Source organism: Pseudomonas sp. LSJ-87 (assembly GCF_032971465.1).
In the GTDB taxonomy this organism is placed as follows: Bacteria; Pseudomonadota; Gammaproteobacteria; order Pseudomonadales; family Pseudomonadaceae; genus Aquipseudomonas; species Aquipseudomonas putida_Z.
In genome coordinates this window covers 1-15,635 of record NZ_JAWJYQ010000041.1, presented here as the reverse complement: position 1 = coordinate 15,635, position 15,635 = coordinate 1, and the positions used below count along the sequence as shown (strand labels likewise).

General features: G+C 56.8%; 29 protein-coding genes. All 29 read right to left on the bottom strand.

Features of this window, described 5'->3' with window-relative positions; all coding sequences use genetic code 11:
* Nucleotides 1–144 precede the first annotated feature (144 nt).
* The 29 genes from RYH74_RS21005 to rpsJ all read right to left on the bottom strand — a co-directional run bounded on the left by RYH74_RS21005 (nucleotide 145) and on the right by rpsJ (nucleotide 15,445).
* A complete protein-coding gene (locus RYH74_RS21005; protein WP_286100932.1) occupies nucleotides 145–1,584 on the bottom strand; it encodes a catalase in 1,440 nt (479 codons plus the stop codon).
* A 172-nt stretch (nucleotides 1,585–1,756) separates the two neighbouring features.
* Nucleotides 1,757–2,143, bottom strand: coding sequence for a 50S ribosomal protein L17 (gene rplQ / locus RYH74_RS21000; RefSeq protein ID WP_003255451.1), 387 nt, complete (start codon nucleotides 2,141–2,143; stop codon nucleotides 1,757–1,759).
* A 42-nt stretch (nucleotides 2,144–2,185) separates the two neighbouring features.
* Nucleotides 2,186–3,187, bottom strand: a complete 1,002-nt coding sequence (locus RYH74_RS20995; RefSeq protein WP_003255452.1) for a DNA-directed RNA polymerase subunit alpha — start codon at nucleotides 3,185–3,187, stop codon at nucleotides 2,186–2,188.
* A gap of 22 nt (nucleotides 3,188–3,209) precedes the next feature.
* A complete protein-coding gene (gene rpsD, locus RYH74_RS20990; protein ID WP_003257114.1) occupies nucleotides 3,210–3,830 on the bottom strand; it encodes a 30S ribosomal protein S4 in 621 nt (206 codons plus the stop codon).
* A gap of 15 nt (nucleotides 3,831–3,845) precedes the next feature.
* Complete coding sequence (gene rpsK, locus RYH74_RS20985; protein ID WP_003255454.1) at nucleotides 3,846–4,235, bottom strand: 30S ribosomal protein S11; 390 nt, start codon at nucleotides 4,233–4,235, stop codon at nucleotides 3,846–3,848.
* Nucleotides 4,236–4,253: 18 nt separating this feature from the next.
* Nucleotides 4,254–4,610 carry a 30S ribosomal protein S13 gene (gene rpsM, locus RYH74_RS20980; protein WP_003257112.1) on the bottom strand — a complete coding sequence of 119 codons (357 nt, stop codon included), beginning with the start codon at nucleotides 4,608–4,610 and terminating at the stop codon, nucleotides 4,254–4,256.
* 131 nt (nucleotides 4,611–4,741) lie between these two features.
* A complete protein-coding gene (gene rpmJ, locus RYH74_RS20975) occupies nucleotides 4,742–4,858 on the bottom strand; it encodes a 50S ribosomal protein L36 (protein WP_002555468.1) in 117 nt (38 codons plus the stop codon).
* Between the two features lie 28 nt (nucleotides 4,859–4,886).
* Complete coding sequence (secY, locus tag RYH74_RS20970; protein ID WP_003257108.1) at nucleotides 4,887–6,218, bottom strand: preprotein translocase subunit SecY; 1,332 nt, start codon at nucleotides 6,216–6,218, stop codon at nucleotides 4,887–4,889.
* The gene (gene rplO, locus RYH74_RS20965; protein ID WP_003257107.1) at nucleotides 6,219–6,653 is read right to left on the bottom strand and encodes a 50S ribosomal protein L15; all 435 of its coding nucleotides are present in this window, start codon (nucleotides 6,651–6,653) and stop codon (nucleotides 6,219–6,221) included.
* A gap of 3 nt (nucleotides 6,654–6,656) precedes the next feature.
* Nucleotides 6,657–6,833 carry a 50S ribosomal protein L30 gene (rpmD, locus tag RYH74_RS20960; RefSeq protein ID WP_003255463.1) on the bottom strand — a complete coding sequence of 59 codons (177 nt, stop codon included), beginning with the start codon at nucleotides 6,831–6,833 and terminating at the stop codon, nucleotides 6,657–6,659.
* A gap of 2 nt (nucleotides 6,834–6,835) precedes the next feature.
* On the bottom strand, nucleotides 6,836–7,336 hold the full coding sequence (gene rpsE / locus RYH74_RS20955) for a 30S ribosomal protein S5 (RefSeq protein WP_003255465.1): 501 nt from the start codon (nucleotides 7,334–7,336) through the stop codon (nucleotides 6,836–6,838).
* 3 nt (nucleotides 7,337–7,339) lie between these two features.
* Nucleotides 7,340–7,690: a 50S ribosomal protein L18 gene (gene rplR / locus RYH74_RS20950; RefSeq protein ID WP_009397496.1), complete on the bottom strand. Its 351-nt coding sequence runs from the start codon at nucleotides 7,688–7,690 to the stop codon at nucleotides 7,340–7,342.
* Nucleotides 7,691–7,700: 10 nt separating this feature from the next.
* A complete protein-coding gene (rplF, locus tag RYH74_RS20945; RefSeq protein WP_009681972.1) occupies nucleotides 7,701–8,234 on the bottom strand; it encodes a 50S ribosomal protein L6 in 534 nt (177 codons plus the stop codon).
* Between the two features lie 12 nt (nucleotides 8,235–8,246).
* Nucleotides 8,247–8,639, bottom strand: a complete 393-nt coding sequence (gene rpsH / locus RYH74_RS20940) for a 30S ribosomal protein S8 (RefSeq protein WP_009681971.1) — start codon at nucleotides 8,637–8,639, stop codon at nucleotides 8,247–8,249.
* Nucleotides 8,640–8,848: 209 nt separating this feature from the next.
* Entirely contained in the window at nucleotides 8,849–9,154 is a 306-nt protein-coding gene (gene rpsN / locus RYH74_RS20935; protein WP_013970638.1) for a 30S ribosomal protein S14, read from the bottom strand.
* Nucleotides 9,155–9,167: 13 nt separating this feature from the next.
* The gene (rplE, locus tag RYH74_RS20930) at nucleotides 9,168–9,707 is read right to left on the bottom strand and encodes a 50S ribosomal protein L5 (RefSeq protein WP_003257095.1); all 540 of its coding nucleotides are present in this window, start codon (nucleotides 9,705–9,707) and stop codon (nucleotides 9,168–9,170) included.
* 20 nt (nucleotides 9,708–9,727) lie between these two features.
* The gene (gene rplX / locus RYH74_RS20925) at nucleotides 9,728–10,042 is read right to left on the bottom strand and encodes a 50S ribosomal protein L24 (protein WP_016715319.1); all 315 of its coding nucleotides are present in this window, start codon (nucleotides 10,040–10,042) and stop codon (nucleotides 9,728–9,730) included.
* Nucleotides 10,043–10,053: 11 nt separating this feature from the next.
* Nucleotides 10,054–10,422 carry a 50S ribosomal protein L14 gene (gene rplN, locus RYH74_RS20920; protein ID WP_002555479.1) on the bottom strand — a complete coding sequence of 123 codons (369 nt, stop codon included), beginning with the start codon at nucleotides 10,420–10,422 and terminating at the stop codon, nucleotides 10,054–10,056.
* 23 nt (nucleotides 10,423–10,445) lie between these two features.
* Nucleotides 10,446–10,712, bottom strand: coding sequence for a 30S ribosomal protein S17 (gene rpsQ / locus RYH74_RS20915; protein ID WP_003255478.1), 267 nt, complete (start codon nucleotides 10,710–10,712; stop codon nucleotides 10,446–10,448).
* A 2-nt stretch (nucleotides 10,713–10,714) separates the two neighbouring features.
* Nucleotides 10,715–10,906, bottom strand: coding sequence for a 50S ribosomal protein L29 (gene rpmC / locus RYH74_RS20910; RefSeq protein WP_002555481.1), 192 nt, complete (start codon nucleotides 10,904–10,906; stop codon nucleotides 10,715–10,717).
* Nucleotides 10,906–11,319, bottom strand: coding sequence for a 50S ribosomal protein L16 (gene rplP, locus RYH74_RS20905; protein ID WP_003255479.1), 414 nt, complete (start codon nucleotides 11,317–11,319; stop codon nucleotides 10,906–10,908). Before rplP ends, rpmC begins: the two co-directional genes overlap by 1 nt.
* Before the next feature lie 12 nt (nucleotides 11,320–11,331).
* Nucleotides 11,332–12,018 carry a 30S ribosomal protein S3 gene (gene rpsC / locus RYH74_RS20900; protein WP_003255481.1) on the bottom strand — a complete coding sequence of 229 codons (687 nt, stop codon included), beginning with the start codon at nucleotides 12,016–12,018 and terminating at the stop codon, nucleotides 11,332–11,334.
* A gap of 13 nt (nucleotides 12,019–12,031) precedes the next feature.
* Complete coding sequence (gene rplV, locus RYH74_RS20895; RefSeq protein WP_003103908.1) at nucleotides 12,032–12,364, bottom strand: 50S ribosomal protein L22; 333 nt, start codon at nucleotides 12,362–12,364, stop codon at nucleotides 12,032–12,034.
* Between the two features lie 11 nt (nucleotides 12,365–12,375).
* Entirely contained in the window at nucleotides 12,376–12,651 is a 276-nt protein-coding gene (gene rpsS / locus RYH74_RS20890; protein ID WP_003255482.1) for a 30S ribosomal protein S19, read from the bottom strand.
* A 16-nt stretch (nucleotides 12,652–12,667) separates the two neighbouring features.
* The gene (gene rplB / locus RYH74_RS20885; RefSeq protein WP_015268750.1) at nucleotides 12,668–13,492 is read right to left on the bottom strand and encodes a 50S ribosomal protein L2; all 825 of its coding nucleotides are present in this window, start codon (nucleotides 13,490–13,492) and stop codon (nucleotides 12,668–12,670) included.
* 14 nt (nucleotides 13,493–13,506) lie between these two features.
* The gene (gene rplW, locus RYH74_RS20880; protein WP_003255484.1) at nucleotides 13,507–13,806 is read right to left on the bottom strand and encodes a 50S ribosomal protein L23; all 300 of its coding nucleotides are present in this window, start codon (nucleotides 13,804–13,806) and stop codon (nucleotides 13,507–13,509) included.
* Complete coding sequence (gene rplD, locus RYH74_RS20875) at nucleotides 13,803–14,405, bottom strand: 50S ribosomal protein L4 (protein ID WP_008089819.1); 603 nt, start codon at nucleotides 14,403–14,405, stop codon at nucleotides 13,803–13,805. Before rplD ends, rplW begins: the two co-directional genes overlap by 4 nt.
* A 12-nt stretch (nucleotides 14,406–14,417) precedes the next feature.
* Nucleotides 14,418–15,053 (bottom strand): 50S ribosomal protein L3, encoded by a 636-nt coding sequence (gene rplC / locus RYH74_RS20870; protein ID WP_003257089.1) that lies wholly within the window; start codon nucleotides 15,051–15,053, stop codon nucleotides 14,418–14,420.
* An 80-nt stretch (nucleotides 15,054–15,133) separates the two neighbouring features.
* Complete coding sequence (gene rpsJ, locus RYH74_RS20865) at nucleotides 15,134–15,445, bottom strand: 30S ribosomal protein S10 (protein WP_003186070.1); 312 nt, start codon at nucleotides 15,443–15,445, stop codon at nucleotides 15,134–15,136.
* Nucleotides 15,446–15,635: the final 190 nt, after the last annotated feature.

The window sequence follows — 15,635 nt, the reverse complement described above, 5'->3', positions numbered from 1 at the left end:
AAAACGTCTATGCCACATAGTGTGAACCAGCTTTTGCATGCGGTCACTGAAAACCGCGCAATTAGAAGCAAAAAATCGGTTAAACAGTAGTGATATTCATTGAAAAACCGCCCAAATGAGGGCGGTTCTTCTTATCACTTCGACTTAGGCGAGATTGATGCCCAAGGCCTTGGCAACCCCTTCGCCATAGGCAGGATCGGCCTTGAAGAAGTATTGCAGCTGACGCTGGATCACGTCTTCGCTGACGCCTGCCATGGTGCCGGCAATGTTGTTTATCAGCAGGGCTTTCTGCTCATCGTTCATCAGGCGGAACAGCGCGCCGGCGTGGCTGTAGTAGTCGGTGTCTTCGCGGTGGTCGTAACGGTCTGCGGAACCATTCAGGGCCAGTGCAGGCTCGGCGTGGCGTGGCGACTGCTTCGGTGCATCGCTGTAGCTGTTGGGCTCATAGTTCGGCGCGCTGCCGTAACTGCCAGCGGCCATGGAACCATCACGCTGGTAGCTGTTGACCGGGCAGCGTGGTGCATTCACCGGCAGCTGCTGGTGGTTGGTACCCACCCGGTAGCGGTGCGCGTCGGCGTAGGCGAACACCCGCCCTTGCAGCATGCGGTCCGGTGACAGGCCGACCCCCGGCACCATGTTGCTCGGGCCAAACGCAGCCTGCTCGACCTCGGCAAAGTAGTTGAGCGGGTTACGGTTGAGCTCCAGCACGCCCACTTCAATCAGCGGGTAGTCCTTCTGCGACCAGGTCTTGGTCACGTCGAAGGGGTTTTCGTCGCGGCTGGCAGCCTCGGCTTCGCTCATCACCTGGACGCATACGGTCCAGCGTGGGTAATCGCCCCGCTCGATGGCTTCGAACAGGTCGCGCTGGGCGTAGTCCGGGTCAGTACCTGCCAGGCGCGCGGCATCTGCCGGTGCGAGGTTCTTGATACCTTGCTGGGTCTTGAAGTGCCATTTGACCCAGGTGCGTTCACCCTTGGCATTGATCAGGCTGTAGGTATGGCTACCGAAACCGTGCATGTGGCGGTAGCCGTCCGGAATGCCGCGATCGGAGAACAGAATGGTGACCTGATGCAGCGCCTCGGGAGAGTGCGACCAGAAGTCCCACATCATCTGAGCGTTCTTCAGGTTGGATTGCGGGTGACGCTTCTGGGTGTGGATAAAGTCCGGAAACTTCAGTGGGTCGCGGATGAAGAACACCGGCGTGTTGTTGCCGACGATGTCCCAGTTGCCTTCCTCGGTGTAGAACTTGACGGCAAAACCACGGGGGTCGCGCTCGGTATCAGCGGAGCCACGTTCACCACCAACGGTGGAGAAGCGCAGGAAGGTTTCGGTCTGCTTGCCAACCTGTTCAAACAACTTGGCACTGGTGTAATCGGTGATATCGCGGGTGACGGTAAAGGTGCCGTAGGCGCCCGAGCCTTTTGCGTGTACGCGGCGCTCAGGAATGTTCTCGCGGTTGAAGTGGGCGAGCTTCTCGATCAGGTGGAAGTCGTCGAGCAGCAGCGGGCCGCGCGGGCCGGCGGAACGGGAATTCTGGTTGTCTGCTACAGGTGCACCGCTGGCGGTGGTGAGAATCTTGCTCATGGGCTCTCCTTATCGGTCTTCAAGCGCCGGCTAATCGGCTCTGGAGAGAGTATTGACGAGCAAGGTTACAAGAACAAATGCATTACATGACTTGTATCAATAGAAATAAACAATACATCCTGAAACAAAAAACCGGGCACTAGGCCCGGTTCTTTGTAGCAGACAGAACGTCTTACTCAGCAGCTTCTACAGCACCGCCGACCGGACGATCAACCAGCTCGACGTACGCCATAGGAGCGTTGTCGCCAGCGCGGAAACCGCACTTCAGGATGCGCAGGTAGCCGCCCTGACGGGTGGCGTAACGCTTGCCCAGGTCGTTGAACAGCTTGCCAACAGCGGACTTCGAACGGGTACGATCGAAGGCCAGACGGCGGTTAGCTACGCTGTCTTCCTTGGCCAGGGTGATCAGCGGCTCGGCAACGCGGCGCAGTTCCTTGGCTTTCGGCAGGGTGGTTTTGATCAGCTCGTGCTCGATCAGCGACACTGCCATGTTCTGGAACATAGCCTTGCGGTGAGAGCTGGTACGGCTCAGGTGACGTCCACTTTTACGATGACGCATGATTCATTCCTTACCAAACACTACGTTCGGTGATTACGACGATCAGGCGGTCGCCTTGTCGTCTTTCTTAAGACTTGCAGGCGGCCAGTTGTCGAGGCGCATGCCGAGAGACAGACCACGAGAGGCCAGGACGTCCTTGATTTCAGTCAGGGACTTCTTGCCCAGGTTAGGAGTCTTCAACAGCTCTACTTCGGTACGCTGAATCAGGTCGCCGATGTAGTAGATGTTCTCCGCCTTGAGGCAGTTGGCCGAACGTACAGTCAGTTCCAGGTCGTCAACCGGACGCAGCAGGATCGGATCGATCTCGTCTTCCTGCTCGACTACGACAGGCTCGCTGTCACCTTTGAGGTCGACGAACGCGGCCAGCTGCTGTTGCAGGATGGTCGCAGCGCGGCGGATAGCCTCTTCAGGATCCAGGGTGCCGTTGGTTTCCAGATCAATGACCAGCTTGTCCAGGTTGGTACGCTGTTCAACACGGGCGTTCTCGACCACATAGGCGATACGACGCACCGGGCTGAACGAAGCGTCCAACTGCAGACGGCCAATGCTACGGCTTTCGTCTTCGTCGGTTTGACGGGAGTCGGCCGGCTCGTAACCACGACCACGAGCTACAGTGAGCTTCATGTTCAGGGCGCCGTTCGACGCCAGGTTCGCGATTACGTGATCGGGGTTGACGATCTCGACATCGTGATCCAGCTGAATATCGGCAGCGGTAACCACCCCCGAACCCTTTTTCGACAAGGTCAGCGTAACTTCGTCACGACCGTGCAGTTTGATAGCCAGGCCTTTCAGGTTCAACAGGATTTCAATGACGTCTTCCTGAACACCTTCGATCGCGGAGTACTCGTGGAGTACGCCGTCGATCTCGGCCTCGACTACTGCACAGCCAGGCATGGAGGACAACAGGATGCGGCGCAGCGCGTTGCCCAGGGTATGGCCGAAACCACGCTCGAGAGGCTCGAGCGTAATCTTGGCGCGGGTCGGACTGACTACCTGCACATCAATGTGGCGGGGAGTCAGGAACTCATTTACCGAAATCTGCATGGATGCACCTATTTTCTAGCCCTTACTTGGAGTAGAGCTCGACAATCAGGTTCTCGTTGATGTCGGCAGACAGGTCGCTGCGAGCAGGAACGTTCTTGAAAACGCCCGACTTTTTAGCAGCATCCACGTCAACCCACTCAACGCGGCCACGCTGGGCGCACAGTTCAAGGGCTTGAACAATGCGCAGCTGGTTCAGCGACTTCTCGCGAACCGCGACCACGTCACCCGGACGAACTTGGTAGGATGGAATGTTTACAGTCTTACCGTTGACGCTGATCGCTTTGTGCGAAACCAGCTGACGGGACTCGGAACGAGTCGAGCCGAAGCCCATACGGTAGACGACGTTATCCAGACGGCACTCGAGCAGTTGCAGCAGGTTTTCACCGGTTGCGCCTTTTTTCGAGGCTGCAGCCTGGTAGTAACCGCGGAACTGACGCTCCAGAACACCGTAGATACGACGAACTTTTTGCTTCTCGCGCAGCTGGGTACCGTAGTCGGACTGACGGCCACGGCGCTGGCCGTGGATACCTGGGGCTGCTTCGATGTTGCACTTCGATTCCAGAGCGCGAACGCCGCTCTTCAGGAACAGGTCAGTGCCTTCACGACGAGACAGTTTGCATTTTGGACCAATGTAACGTGCCATTTATCTGTCTCCTGATTACACGCGACGCTTCTTCGGCGGACGGCACCCGTTGTGCGGGATTGGCGTCACGTCGGTGATGCTGGCGATCTTGTAGCCGCAGCTGTTCAGTGCACGAACGGCGGACTCACGACCTGGACCTGGACCCTTGACGTTTACGTCGAGGTTCTTCAGACCGTATTCCAGCGCAGCTTGACCAGCACGCTCAGCAGCGATCTGGGCTGCGAACGGGGTGGATTTGCGCGAACCACGGAAACCCGAACCACCGGAGGTCGCCCAGGACAAAGCGTTGCCCTGACGGTCGGTGATGGTCACGATGGTGTTGTTGAAAGAGGCATGGATGTGGGCGATGCCATCAACCACTGTCTTTTTGACTTTCTTACGAGGACGAGCAGCAGGTTTTGCCATGTCTATATTCCTGGGCGATTACTTGCGGATCGGCTTACGCGGGCCCTTACGGGTGCGTGCGTTGGTCTTGGTGCGCTGACCGCGAACCGGCAGACCTTTACGATGACGCAGGCCGCGGTAGCAACCCAGGTCCATCAAGCGCTTGATCTTCATGTTGATGTCACGACGCAGGTCACCTTCGGTGGTGAACTTCGCGACTTCGCCACGCAGGGTTTCGATTTGCTCGTCGCTCAGATCCTTGATCTTAGCGGCTGGGTTTACACCAGCGTCTGCACAGATCTTCTGTGCAGTAGTGCGACCGACACCATAGATGTAGGTCAGCGAGATAACAGCATGCTTGTTATCTGGAATGTTGACGCCTGCAATACGGGCCATTCAGTGGGACTCCAATTGACAGCTACCTACGCCCCGGAAGCCAAGAAATAGGGCGCGAGATAATATCGCTGTAGAAACGAATAATCAACCCAGCAGCACACTAGCTGCTGGGTTTGAAGCGCAGATCACACTCAGCCTTGGCGCTGTTTGTGACGCGGTTCCGCGCTGCAGATCACTCGTACGACGCCTTCGCGACGGATGATCTTGCAGTTACGGCACAGCTTTTTCACCGATGCACGAACTTTCATTACCGACTCCTCGAACCTTAGGGGCGTATCAGCGCAGCAGACCGCTGCCACCGTAGCCTTTCAGGTTGGCTTTCTTCATCAGGGATTCGTACTGGTGCGAAACGAGGTGCGATTGTACTTGGGACATGAAGTCCATCACAACCACTACCACAATCAGCAACGAGGTCCCGCCAAGGTAGAACGGCACATTTGCTGCCACCACCAGGAACTGGGGCAGAAGGCAGACGGCCATCATGTAAAGAGCACCGAACATGGTCAGACGGGTCAGAACGCCATCAATGTAGCGTGCCGACTGCTCACCAGGACGGATACCCGGAATAAAGGCACCGGACTTCTTCAGGTTTTCCGCTACGTCTTTCGGGTTGAACATCAGCGCTGTGTAGAAGAAGCAGAAGAAAATGATCCCTGCACTAAACAGCAGAATGTTCAACGGCTGACCAGGAGCGATCGACTGCGAGATGTCCTGCAGCCAGCCCATACCTTCGGACTGACCGAACCAGGCACCCAGCGAAGCCGGGAACAGCAGAATGCTGCTCGCGAAAATGGCCGGGATAACCCCCGCCATGTTCACCTTCAGCGGCAAGTGGCTGGTCTGCGCAGCGAAGACCTTGCGGCCCTGCTGACGCTTGGCGTAGTGAACGGCGATACGACGCTGACCACGCTCAATGAACACCACGAAGCCGATAATCGCTACTGCCAGCAAACCGATAGCGACCAGGGCGAAAATGTTGATATCGCCTGTGCGTGCAGACTCGAAAGACTGCCCGATTGCTCTCGGAAGACCGGCAACGATACCCGCGAAGATCAACATCGAGATACCGTTGCCCACACCGCGCTCGGTGATCTGCTCGCCCAGCCACATCATGAACATCGCGCCCGCCACGAAGGTGGAGACGGCGACGACATGGAAGCCCAGGCCTACAGAAAACGCCACGCCCTGGTTGGCCAGGCCAATGGACATGCCAATGGCTTGAACCAGTGCCAGGATAACGGTGCCGTAGCGGGTGTACTGGCTGATCTTGCGACGGCCAGCTTCACCTTCCTTCTTCAACTGCTCCAGTTGCGGGCTGACCGCCGTCATCAACTGCATGATGATCGATGCCGAGATGTACGGCATGATCCCCAGTGCAAAGATGCTCATGCGCTCGAGCGCGCCACCGGAAAACATGTTGAACAAGCTAAGAATGGTCCCCTCATTCTGCCGAAACAGATCCGCCAGACGGTCTGGATTGATGCCAGGAACCGGGATATGCGCACCTATCCGATAGACGATGATCGCCATGAACAGAAAGCGCAGACGAGCCCAGAGTTCCGACATCCCGCCCTTACCGAGCGAAGAGAGAGCACCTTGCTTAGCCATTTATTCCTCGAACTTGCCGCCAGCTGCTTCGATAGCCGCACGCGCACCCTTGGTGGCTGCGATACCCTTGATGGTGACTGCGCGAGTGACTTCGCCAGACAGCATGATTTTCACGCGCTGTACGTTCTGGCCGATCACGTTGGCATCCTTCAGGGATTGCACGGAGATCACGTCGCCTTCCACCTTGGCCAGCTCGGACAGACGCACTTCGGCGCGGTCCATGGCTTTCAGGGAAACGAAGCCGAACTTCGGCAGACGACGGTGCAGCGGCTGTTGACCGCCTTCGAAGCCAGGAGCGATCGAACCACCCGAACGGGAAGTCTGACCTTTGTGGCCACGGCCGCCGGTCTTACCCAGACCGCTACCGATACCACGACCTGGACGATGCTTCTCGCGACGGGAACCCGGCGCTGGACTCAGATCATTGAGTTTCATCGATTAACCCTCGACCTTCAGCATGTAGTAAGCCTTGTTGATCATCCCGCGGTTTTCGGGAGTATCCTGGACTTCTACAGTGTGACCGATGCGACGCAGACCCAGGCCCTTAACGCACAGCTTGTGGTTAGGCAGACGGCCCGAGACGCTCTTGATCAGCGTTACTTTTACGGTTGCCATGATCAGAAGATCTCCTCGACGCTCTTGCCGCGCTTGGCAGCAATGGATTCAGGAGATTGCATGGCTTTCAGACCCTTGAAGGTGGCGTAAACCACGTTCACTGGGTTGGTCGAACCGTAGCACTTGGCCAGAACGTTCTGAACACCAGCAACTTCCAGGACAGCACGCATTGCGCCACCGGCGATGATACCGGTACCTTCCGAGGCAGGCTGCATGTAAACCTTCGAGGCGCCGTGGGCAGCCTTGGTGGCGTACTGCAGGGTGGTGCCCTTCAGGTCAACCTGGATCATGTTGCGGCGAGCAGCTTCCATGGCTTTCTGGATCGCGGCAGGTACTTCGCGCGACTTGCCACGGCCGAAGCCAACACGACCTTTACCATCACCTACCACGGTCAGCGCGGTGAAGGTGAAGATACGGCCGCCTTTTACGGTTTTGGCAACGCGGTTAACTTGAACCAGCTTCTCGATGTAGCCTTCGTCGCGCTTTTGATCGTTATTTGCCATAACTTAGAACTCCAGCCCGCCTTCACGAGCAGCATCAGCCAGCGCTTTGACGCGGCCATGGTACTTGAAGCCGGAACGGTCAAAGGCAACTTGAGATACACCGGCGGCTTTCGCACGCTCAGCTACCAGCTTGCCAACCTTAGTGGCCGCGTCGATGTTGCCAGTGGCGCCATCACGCAGTTCTTTGTCCAAGGTCGAGGCGCTTGCCAGAACCTTGCTGCCGTCGGCCGAAATGACCTGGGCGTAGATGTGCTGCGAGGAGCGGAACACGCACAGGCGCACGACTTCGAGTTCGTGCATCTTGAGACGTGCTTTGCGAGCGCGACGCAGTCGAGTAACTTTTTTGTCGGTCATTTGCTAGGCCCTACTTCTTCTTGGCTTCTTTACGACGGACTACTTCGTCCGCGTAACGCACACCCTTGCCTTTGTAAGGCTCTGGCGGACGGAAGTCGCGGATTTCAGCGGCCACCTGACCCACCAGCTGCTTGTCGATACCCTTGATCAGGATGTCGGTCTGGCTTGGGGTTTCAGCGGTGATACCGGCTGGCAGTTCGTAGTCCACTGGGTGCGAGAAGCCCAGGGCCAGGTTCAGGACGGTGCCCTTGGCCTGTGCCTTGTAACCAACACCGACCAGCTGGAGCTTGCGCTCGAAGCCTTGGCTTACGCCCTGGACCATGTTGTTCACCAGAGCGCGGGTGGTACCGGCCATGGCGCGAGCTTGCTGGTCACCGTTGCGAGCGACGAAACGCAGCTCGCCAGACTCTTCGGTAACTTCAACAGACGAGTGAACGTTCAGTTCGAGAGTGCCTTTGGCACCCTTCACCGAAAGCTGCTGGCCGGCGAATTTGACTTCGACGCCTGCTGGCAGCTTAACGGGGTTCTTAGCGACGCGAGACATGCCTATCTCCCCTTAGAACACTGTGCACAGAACTTCGCCGCCGACACCGGCAGCGCGTGCAGCGCGATCAGTCATCACACCTTTGTTGGTGGAGACGATAGACACGCCCAGACCGCCACGTACTTTCGGCAGTTCTGCGACGGACTTGTACTGGCGCAGGCCTGGACGGCTGGAGCGCTTCAGTTCCTCGATGACCGGACGGCCTTCGAAGTACTTCAGTTCGATCGACAGGGAAGGCTTGGCCTCACCAGTTACCTGGTAGCCGGCGATGTAACCTTCGTCTTTCAGAACTTTGGCAACCGCGACCTTCAGGGTGGAGGAAGGCATGCTTACGACGGACTTTTCAGCCATCTGGGCATTACGGATGCGAGTTAGCATGTCCGCTAACGGGTCCTGCATACTCATGGGCTAGATGCTCCTGATACAAGAATTATTAGCCTTGCGGCTATCACAACCACCCGAGCGGACAGGGCAAAAAACCCAGGCTCAGGTGAGCCGGTCATTCTAGACACAAGGTAGAAACGAAACAAGCCCCATATAGGGGCTTGTTTGTTGGCGAGGTCACCGGCGGTCGGAAGATTGCTCCCCTTCCGCCGGGATCCAGCCTGCAGCGATTACCAGGAGGCCTTGACCAGACCTGGTACGTCACCGCGCATTGCAGCTTGACGCAGCATGTTACGGCCCAGGCCGAACTTACGGTATACACCGTGAGGACGACCGGTCAGGCGGCAACGGTTGCGCAGACGCGAAGCGGAGGCATCACGTGGCTGCTTCTGCAGGGCGACAACGGCAGCGAAACGCTCTTCAGGAGAGGCGTTCAGGTTGACGATGGTCGCTTTCAGCTCGGCACGCTTTTTGGCGTACTTGGCTACCGTGAGCTGACGCTTCAGCTCGCGGTTTTTCATGCTCTTCTTGGCCATTTTCCTACTCCAATCAGTTGCGGAACGGGAACTTGAAAGCACGCAGCAGAGCGCGGCCTTCGTCGTCCGAACGAGCAGTGGTGGTCAGGGTGATGTCCAAACCGCGCAGAGCATCGATCTTGTCGTAGTCGATTTCCGGGAAGATGATCTGCTCTTTCACGCCCATGCTGTAGTTGCCACGGCCATCGAAGGACTTGGCATTCAGGCCGCGGAAGTCGCGAACCCGAGGCAGGGAGATCGCCAGCAGGCGGTCCAGGAATTCGTACATCTTGTCGCGACGCAGGGTCACCTTGACACCGATCGGCCAGCCTTCACGGACTTTGAAGCCCGCGATGGATTTACGAGCGAAAGTCACGACCGGCTTTTGACCGGTGATCTTTTCCAGGTCGGCAACAGCGTGCTCGATGACTTTCTTGTCGCCGATCGCTTCGCCCAGACCCATGTTCAGGGTGATCTTGGTAACGCGCGGAACTTCCATCACGTTCGACAGCTTAAGTTCTTCCTTAAGCTTAGGAGCGATTTCGTTCCGGTAAATCTCTTTCAGTCGTGCCATGGTCTTCTACCTAGCAGTGTTCAAGCATCAACCGCTTTTTGGGTCGACTTGAAGACACGAATTTTTTTACCGTCTTCTACTTTGAAACCAACGCGGTCAGCCTTGTTGGTTTCGCCGTTGAAGATGGCAACGTTGGAAGCGTGCAGAGGCGCTTCTTTTTCGACGATACCGCCCTGTACGCCCGCCATCGGGTTAGGCTTGGTATGACGCTTGACCAGGTTCACACCACCAACGACCAGACGGTCATCAGCCAGAACCTTCAGCACCTTACCGCGCTTACCTTTGTCTTTGCCGGCGATCACGATGATCTCGTCGTCACGACGAATCTTTTGCATGTCGGATCTCCTTACAGCACTTCAGGGGCGAGCGAGACGATCTTCATGAACTTCTCAGTACGAAGTTCACGGGTCACTGGCCCGAAGATGCGAGTGCCGATCGGCTCTTGCTTGTTGTTCAGCAGAACAGCAGCGTTGCCGTCGAAACGAATGATGGAACCGTCAGCGCGACGAACACCGTGACGGGTGCGCACGACAACAGCGGTCATCACTTGGCCTTTCTTGACCTTACCGCGCGGAATTGCTTCCTTGACGGTTACCTTGATGATGTCACCGATGCCGGCGTAACGGCGGTGCGAACCGCCGAGCACCTTGATGCACATGACGCGACGAGCGCCGCTGTTATCGGCCACATCGAGCATGGATTGAGTCTGAATCATAAAATTTCTCCGACCCCTAGCCCTTAGACTTCAACAGCGCGTTCGAGGACTTCAACCAGTGCCCAGGACTTGGTCTTGGCCAGCGGACGGGTTTCACGGATGGAAACCTTGTCGCCGATCTTGCACTGGTTGGCTTCGTCGTGCGCGTGCAGCTTAGTCGAACGCTTAACGTATTTACCGTAGATCGGGTGCTTTACGCGACGCTCGATCAGAACGGTGATGGTCTTGTCCATTTTGTCGCTGACGACACGGCCAGTCAGCGTACGGACGGTTTTTTCAGCTTCAGCCATGATCACTTACCTGCCTGCTGGTTGAGCACAGTTTTCACGCGAGCGATGTCACGCTTAACTTGCGAGAGCAGGTGCGACTGCCCCAACTGGCCAGTTGCTTTCTGCATACGCAGATTGAACTGGTCGCGCAGCAAGCCGAGCAGTTGCTCATTCAGTTGCTGTGCCGATTTTTCACGAAGTTCATTCGCTTTCATCACATCACCGTCCGCTTAACAAAGGAGGTGGCGAGAGGCAGCTTTGCAGCAGCCAGGGCGAAAGCTTCGCGCGCCAGCTCTTCAGAAACACCCTCGATTTCATACAGGACTTTGCCTGGCTGAATCTGGGCAACCCAGTATTCCACGGAACCCTTACCTTTACCCATACGAACCTCGAGAGGCTTCTTGGAGATCGGCTTGTCCGGGAACACACGGATCCAGATCTTACCGCCACGTTTTACGTGACGGGTCAGCGCACGACGTGCGGACTCGATCTGGCGAGCGGTGAGGCGACCGCGAGCAACAGCTTTCAGGGCGAATTCGCCGAAGCTGACTTTGCTACCGCGCAGTGCCAGACCACGGTTGTGGCCAGTCATCTGCTTGCGGAATTTTGTACGCTTTGGTTGCAACATTTGGCGTACCCCTTACTTAGCAGCTTTTTTACGAGGCGCTGGTGCTTGTGGTTTCAGTTCTTCTTGGCGACCACCAATAACTTCGCCTTTGAAGATCCAAACCTTCACACCGATCACACCGTAAGTGGTGTGAGCTTCGTAGGTGTTGTAGTCGATATCGGCACGCAGGGTGTGCAGAGGCACACGACCTTCGCGATACCACTCGGTACGAGCAATCTCAGCACCGCCGAGACGACCGCTCACCTGGATCTTGATGCCCTTGGCACCAATACGCATGGCGTTCTGTACGGCGCGCTTCATGGCGCGACGGAACATTACGCGGCGTTCCAGCTGCTGAGCTACGCTCTGCGCAACCAGCATAGCGTCGAGTTCCGGCTTGCGGATCTCTTCGATGTTGATGTGCACAGGCACACCCATCTGCTTGGTCAGGTCCTGACGCAGCTTCTCGACATCTTCACCTTTCTTACCGATAACGATACCGGGACGAGCGGTGTGGATGGTGATGCGTGCAGTTTGAGCCGGACGATGAATATCGATACGGCTTACGGACGCGCTTTTTAGTTTGTCCTGGAGGTACTCACGCGTTTTCAGATCCTTCAACAGGTAATCTGCGTAAGTAGCACCGTCTGCGTACCAGACGGAGGTGTGCTCCTTGACGATTCCCAGGCGAATGCCAGTGGGATGTACTTTCTGACCCATCTGATCGACTCCGTTACTTGTCCGCAACCTTGACAGTGATATGGCAAGACCGCTTGACGATGCGATCAGCACGGCCTTTGGCACGTGGCATGATGCGCTTCAGCGAACGCCCTTCGTTGACGAAAACGGTGGAGACCTTCAGGTCATCAACGTCTGCGCCTTCGTTGTGTTCGGCGTTGGCAACGGCCGACTCGAGGACTTTCTTCATGATTTCAGCGGCTTTTTTGCTGCTGAAGGCCAACAGGTTGAGCGCTTCGCCCACCTTCTTCCCGCGGATCTGGTCGGCGACCAAGCGGGCTTTCTGGGCGGAGATGCGAGCGCCCGACAACTTAGCGGCTACTTCCATTTCCTTACCCCTTAACGCTTGGCTTTCTTGTCAGCCACGTGCCCGCGATAGGTGCGGGTACCGGCGAACTCGCCCAGTTTGTGGCCGACCATGTCTTCGTTCACCAGAACTGGGACATGTTGACGACCGTTGTGTACCGCGATGGTCAGACCGACCATTTGTGGCAGGATCATCGAACGGCGCGACCAGGTTTTAACTGGCTTGCGATCGTTCTTCTCCACCGCCACTTCGACCTTCTTCAGCAGGTGAAGATCGATAAAAGGACCTTTTTTCAGAGAACGTGGCACTGTCGTATCCCTCTAGTTACTTGCGACGACGGACGATCATGTTGTCGGTACGCTTATTACCACGGGTCTTCGCACCCTTGGTTGGGAAGCCCCATGGCGATACCGGATGACGACCACCGGAGGTACGACCTTCACCACCACCATGTGGGTGGTCAACCGGGTTCATGGCAACACCACGAACGGTTGGGCGAACGCCGCGCCAGCGTTTGGCACCAGCTTTACCCAGCGAACGCAGGCTGTGCTCGGAGTTCGAGACTTCGCCCAGGGTCGCACGGCACTCAGCCAGTACTTTACGCATCTCACCGGAACGCAGACGCAGAGTCACGTAGACGCCTTCACGAGCGATCAGCTGAGCCGAAGCACCAGCGGAACGAGCGATCTGAGCACCTTTACCCGGCTTCAGTTCGATGCCGTGGATGGTGCTACCTACTGGGATGTTGCGCAGCTGCAGGGAGTTACCGGCCTTGATTGGGGCCAGGGCACCTGCGATCAGCTGGTCGCCAGCGCTCACGCCTTTAGGGGCGATGATGTAGCGACGCTCACCGTCTGCGTAGCACAGCAGGGCGATGTGAGCAGTACGGTTCGGGTCGTATTCGATACGCTCGACAGTGGCTGGGATGCCATCTTTGTCGTTGCGACGGAAGTCGACCAGACGGTAATGCTGCTTATGACCACCACCAACGTGACGAGTGGTGATGCGGCCATTGTTGTTACGACCACCAGACTTCGATTTCTTCTCGATCAGCGGTGCGTGAGGAGCGCCTTTGTGCAGCTCCTGGTTGACCACCTTGACCACGAAACGGCGGCCAGGGGAAGTCGGTTTGCATTTAACGATTGCCATGATGCACCCCTTCCTTACTCAGCACTGCTGCTGAAATCGAGATCTTGGCCTGGCTGAAGGGAGACGATCGCCTTCTTCCAGTCATTGCGCTTGCCCAGACCACGTGCGGTACGCTTGGTTTTACCCAGAACGTTAACAGTCGACACGTTTTCAACTTTTACGTTGAACAGGCCTTCGACAGCTTTCTTGATTTCCAGCTTGGTTGCATCGGTAGCAACCTTGAATACGAACTGGCCTTTTTTCTCAGCCAGAACGGTAGCCTTCTCGGAAACGTGCGGGCCAAGGAGGACTTTGAATACGCGTTCCTGGTTCATCCCAGCAGCTCCTCGAATTTCTTCACGGCCGAGACAGTGATCAACACTTTCTCGTATGCGATCAGACTGACCGGGTCGGAACCTTGTACGTCACGTACGTCGACGTGCGGCAGGTTGCGAGCAGCCAGGTACAGGTTCTGATCAACAGCGTCGGAAACGATCAGTACGTCGTTCAGACCCATGCCGTTCAGCTTGTTCAGCAGATCTTTGGTTTTCGGTGCTTCAACAGCGAAGTCCTGAACCACGACCAGACGGTCGCTACGCACCAGCTCAGCGAGGATGGAGCGCAGGGCTGCGCGATACATCTTCTTGTTGAGCTTCTGCGAGTGATCTTGAGGGCGAGCTGCGAAGGTTACACCACCGCCACGCCAGATCGGACCACGAGTGGTACCAGCACGAGCACGGCCAGTACCCTTCTGACGCCATGGGCGCTTACCGCCACCAGCCACGTCGGAACGGGTCTTCTGCTGCTTGGTGCCCTGACGGCCGCCGGCCATGTAGGCCACGACTGCTTGGTGTACCAGCGTCTCGTTGAATTCGCCACCGAAAGTCAGTTCGGAAACTTCGATCGCCTGAGCGTCATTTACATTGAGTTGCATGTCAGTTTCCCCTTAACCGCGAGCCTTGACAGCTGGACGTACAACCACGTCGCCGCCAGTAGCGCCTGGAACGGCACCCTTGACCAGCAGCAGGTTGCGCTCAGCGTCTACGCGAACTACTTCCAGGGACTGAACAGTCACGCGCTCGGCGCCCATGTGACCGGACATTTTCTTGCCCTTGAACACACGACCAGGAGTCTGGCACTGGCCGATGGAACCTGGGACACGGTGCGACACGGAGTTACCGTGGGTGTTGTCCTGGCCACGGAAGTTCCAGCGCTTGATGGTACCGGCGAAGCCTTTACCTTTGGACTGACCAGTAACGTCTACCAGCTGGCCTGCAGTGAAGAGTTCAGCTTTGATCAGATCGCCAGCCTGGAAATCGCCTTCTTCAAGACGGAACTCCCAGACACCGCGACCAGCGGCAACGTTGGCCTTGGCGAAGTGACCTGCCTGAGCGGCAGTCACACGCGAAGCACGACGCTCGCCGACAGTGACTTGCACTGCACGGTAGCCATCGGTTTCTTCAGTTTTGAACTGGGTGACACGATTCGGCTCGATCTCGATGACCGTGACCGGAATGGAGACACCTTCTTCGGTGAAAATGCGGGTCATACCGCACTTGCGACCGATTACACCAATAGTCATGTTGTAAACCTCATGAGTGTACGGGGCTTTCACCCGCTATGGCCGCCCATTTCAGAGCGTTACACGACCAGACCGAAGTCTTAGCCGAGGCTGATCTGTACTTCCACACCTGCCGCCAGATCAAGCTTCATCAGCGCGTCAACGGTTTTATCCGTTGGCTGGACGATGTCCAGAACACGCTTATGAGTGCGAATCTCGTACTGGTCACGCGCGTCTTTGTTGACGTGCGGGGAGACCAGAACGGTGAAACGCTCTTTGCGGGTAGGCAGTGGAATTGGACCACGCACTTGTGCACCAGTACGTTTCGCGGTTTCCACGATTTCCTGGGTGGATTGGTCGATCAGGCGATGGTCGAAAGCCTTCAACCTGATACGGATTTGCTGATTTTGCATTGGATTTCAGACTCCAGGCTGTTCCCAACGGACGCACTACGCCCGCTAAAAGGAGGCGTGATTCTATAGACGCCCCAATTTAGTGTCAACCCAATAAAAAAAACCCCCGCTGAGCGGGGGTTTTTTCAATCGGTCGAGTGATTACTCGATGATTTTGGCTACGACGCCGGCGCCGACGGTACGACCGCCT